Source organism: Cellulomonas sp. P5_C6 (assembly GCF_054049635.1).
Genome location: NZ_JBFULZ010000270.1, coordinates 1 through 4,413 on the forward strand (window position 1 = coordinate 1; position 4,413 = coordinate 4,413).

Below are 4,413 nucleotides of genomic sequence, written 5' to 3' on the forward strand. Positions count from 1 at the left end.
ACCCCACGCAGACCACCTTCAACGGAGTCACGTACCCCGTCCAGGTGGCGTGCACCCCGAAGGTGGTCTATACGGACGGACCGGACTACGTCCGGGGCTCCACCGGCGTCACGATCTTCCCCGACCAGATCGGGCTGGCCGCGACGTTCGACCAGCAGCTCGCCTACGACAAGGGCGTCGCCCAGGCCGACGAGGCGTTTCGGTCCGGCAAGAACGTCATCCTCGGCCCGGGGGTCGCCTCCGGTCGGACGCCGCTGTCCGGCCGGACACCGGAGTACCTCGGCGAGGACTCCCTGCTCTCCGGCACCATGGCCGCCGCCACGGTCAACGGCATCCAGAAGGGCAACCCGAGCCAGCCTGTGATGGCCGTCATCAAGCACTACGTGGGCAACGAGCAGGAGCTCGACCGGCAGACCAGCTCGTCGAACATCGACGGTCGCACGCTCCGCGAGGTCTACAACCTGCCGTTCAAGATCCTCATCGACGAGTCGAACCCCGGCGGGGTCATGTGCTCGTACAACCAGATCAACGGGGTGTACGCCTGCGAGAACCCGGTGCTCAACAACCTCCTCAAGGGCGACACCGGATACCAGGGATACGTCGTCTCGGACTTCGGTGCCGTGCACAGCACCGCACCGTCCCTGGCGGCCGGCCTCGATCAGGAGCTCAACCGTCCGCGCTTCTACACGCCGGCCACCATCGGCGCGGCCATCGACAACGGCTCGGTCACCGTCGCGCAGGTCGACGCCGCCGCGTTCCGGGTCGTCCGTGCCTACATCGCCAACGGCCTGTTCGACCACCCCCTGCCTGACGTGCCGTCCACCAGCTCGTCGACCGACGCGCACAAGGCACTGGCAGCACAGATCGCCTCGGAGAGCTCGGTGCTGCTCAAGAACGACGGCAACGTCCTGCCGCTGACGGCCTCGACCAAGACGATCGCCATCATCGGTCCGACGGCGTCGAACACGCCGACCAACGGCGTCAGCGCAGGCACCGTGTGCCAGCAGGCGGCGGGTCCGTTCGGCGGCGCCGGCAACGCATGCCCGAACCCGGTCGCACCGCTCGACGCCATCACCGCTCGCGCCGCCCAGGTCGGTGCGACCGTCACGTTCGACAACGGCGCCGACCTCACCAGCGCCGCCGCGACGGCCGCGGCCGCGGACGTCGCGATCGTCTTCGGCTACGCCAAGCAGGGCGAGTTCGCCGACCGGACGACACTCGACCTGGACAACAACGGGGACGCGCTCATCGCCGCGGTGGCCGCCGCCAACGCCAAGACCGTGGCCATCCTCGAGACCGGGACGGCGACACCCATGCCGTGGCTCGCGAGCGTCACGAGCGTGGTCGAGGCCTGGTACCCCGGAGAGCAGCAGGGCACTGCACTCGCTCGTCTGGTCTACGGCGACGACAACTTCGTCGGCCGACTTCCCATGACGTTCCCGAAGTCGCTCGCGGACACGCCGACGAGCACGCCGCAGCAGTACCCGGGCACCTTCGCCGACGGATCGACCACCCGCCCGACCGGCAGCACGGCGATCCGTCAGGTCAGCTACAGCGAGGGCCTCCTGGTGGGCTACAAGTGGTACGCGGCGAAGAACATCGCACCGCTCTTCCCGTTCGGGTACGGCCTGTCGTACACGGGCTTCGCGTACAACAACGTGAAGGTCACCTCGAAGTCGAACGGCAAGAAGCCGATCGATGTCTCCTTCCTGGTCACCAACGTCGGGCCGAAGCCGGGGACCGAGACCGCCCAGGTCTACCTGACGCTCCCGTCGGCAACGGGTGAGCCGAAGCGCCTCGTCGGCTACGCCAAGGTCTCTCCGAAGGTCGGCAGAGGCGAGCGCGTGAACATCACCATCGATCCGAGCGCGGCGGACCTGCCGCTGTCGTACTACGACACGACGACCCATGCCTGGGTGATCGCTCCCGGCACGTACTCGGGCGAGGTGGGCACCTCAGCCGCGAACACCGTCCTGACCGGCACGTTCACGGTGGGCTAGGACTTACCGAGAGAGACGCCCGCTCCACTTGCGTGGGGCGGGCGTCTCGCTCGGGAGCGCYCGGCCGCGGCTGAGTACGTGCGCGAGCGAACGCTAAATGGGACAGATCGCCGAGTTCTCAGTCCTATCGCCGCGTCGTTACATCGCGAAGAACTCACCCCGCGATCATCGCGTGCCTACCCAGACGTATGGAGGAGGGGCTCCCCAGCCCGCACGCCGGTGCCCGGTCGCCGAACCCGGGGCCGTTCTGCGTCAGGCGTGTGCCGCGGGCAGGATCCGGTCGAGCCAGCGCGGCAGCCACCAGTTGTAGCGGCCCAGGAGGGTCATCGCGGACGGCAGCAGCACGGCCCGCACCACGGTCGCGTCGATGATGACGGCGGCCGCCAGGCCGATCCCGAGCTGCATGAACTMGACGAGCGACAGCGACGCGAAGATCGCGAACACCGCGACCATGACGATCGCTGCGCTGGTCACGACGCCCGCCGACGCGGTGACCCCGCGCGAGACCGCGACGCGCGTGGAGACGCCGGGCACGTGCTCCTCGCGGATCCGGCTGACGACGAACACGTGGTAGTCCATCGAGAGCCCGAACAGGATCACGAACAGGAACAGCGGGAGCCAGTCGACGACGAAGCCGGTGTCCGTGACGCCGAGCAGGTCGGCACCCGCGCCGTGCTGGAACACCAGCACGAGCAGCCCGTACGCGGCACCGACCGACAGCGCGTTGAGGACGATCGCGGTCGCCGCGACGACGAGCGACCGGAACGCGATCAGCAGCACGACGAAGCTCGTGGCGACGACGAAGAGGATGACGAGCGGCAGGTGGGAGGAGAGGGTGCTGCCGAAGTCGACCGTCCGGGCGGCGTCGCCGGTCACCGCGACCGACGTCCCGGGCAGCTCGGAGTGCAGCGCCGGCACCAGGTCGTCGCGGAGCAGGGCGAGAGATGCGGCGGCCGGKGCGCCGCTCGGGTCACCGGCGACGGGCAGGTCCAGGCGCGCAGTCCGGCCGTCGGGGGAGACGTCCAACGAGACGCCGGACAGGTCGGCGAACCGCCCGCTGGACAACGCGTCGGCGACGAGGCCGTCGGTCGCAGCCTTCGTGGCCGACAGGTCGAGCGGGGCGTCGTCGGTCGACCAGACGGCGATCGTGTGGGCAGACCCCTCCTGCGGGAACGCCTCCGTGAGAGCGACGTACGGGGCGATCGCCGGGACGGACTCGCCCATCGTCTCCATGCTCGCCTCGCCGGTCTTCATGCCCAGCGCGGGCAGGGCGAGGGCGACGAGCGCGACGGTCGCCAGCACCAGCGAGACGGCGGGCCTGGCGAGGATCACGCGCATGGCGGCCGGCCAGAACCGGGGCTTGCCGGGACGGCTCAGGCGGTGCAGCAGCGGGATGCGGGGCCGGTCGATGGCGCCGCCGAGCAGCGACAGCATCGCGGGCAGCGCCGTGAGCGATCCGAGCACCGCGACGGCGACGACGAGCATCGTCCCGACCGCCATCGACGTGAACACCGACGCGCCGGCGAAGAACAGTCCCGCCATCGACACGATGACCGCCAGGCCCGACGTGACGACGGCGCGCCCGCTCGTCGCAGCGGCGATGTCGATCACCGAGCGACGGTCCGCGCCGCGGGCCATCTCCTCGCGCATGCGGCGCACGTAGAACAGGGAGTAGTCGACGCCGACGGCCATGCCGACGAGCAGGATGACGCTGCTGAGCGTGTCGGTCGCGGGAATCAGGTGCGACACGAGCGCAGCCAGCCCGATCGCCGACCCCACGGACGAGAGCGCGAGCAGCACGGGCACCCCGGCCGCGAGGATCGCGCCGAACGCGAGCAGCAGGATCGCGAAGGTCACGGGCAGGCTGAGCTTCTCGGCGCTCGCGAAGTCGCTGCTCACCTGGTCGTCGATCGCGACGTCGAGGGACGCGCTGCCGACCTCGTGGATCGCCAGGTCGGGGTGGACGGCGGCCACCTGGTTCGTCGCCGCGATGACCGGGACGACGGCCTTGCTCGCCGCCGCGTCGGCCTCGGCACCGGTCGCCGATCCGACCCCGAGCGTCAGTGGCACGAGGGCGGAGCGTCCGTCGGTCGATCGCACGGGATCGCCGGTCGTGGCGACCTCGGGCAGGTCGGCCCAGGCGTCGTGCAGGTCGGTCGTGACCGCGGCGAGGGCAACATCGCTGAGGGCAGTGCCGACGGGCGCCTGCACCAGCACCCGCTCGGAGGTGTCCGGCGGGAAGCCGGCGCGCTCGAGCGCCATGTCGGCCCGCCCGGACTCGCCCGTCCCCTGCTCGGCTGCCGTCTGCGAGCGTGTGCCGGCGGCGAGCCCGCCGACGAGCGTGCCCGCGACGAGCAGGACCCACAGACCGAGCGCCGCCCATCGGTGCGTCGCGCTCCACCGGGCGATGCGC

General features: G+C 70.6%; 2 protein-coding genes. One reads left to right on the forward strand and one right to left on the reverse strand.

The genetic code is table 11. The annotated features are described in order from the left end of the window. The coding region (locus ACXJKG_RS19790; protein ID WP_456847440.1) for a beta-glucosidase at nt 1-2,000 on the forward strand (2,000 nt) is incomplete at its 5' end. 252 nt (nt 2,001-2,252) lie between these two features. On the opposite strand, the gene ACXJKG_RS19795 is transcribed toward ACXJKG_RS19790, so the two are convergent. Then, nucleotides 2,253-4,413: MMPL family transporter (locus tag ACXJKG_RS19795; RefSeq protein ID WP_456847441.1), on the reverse strand; the 2,161-nt coding region annotated here is incomplete at its 5' end.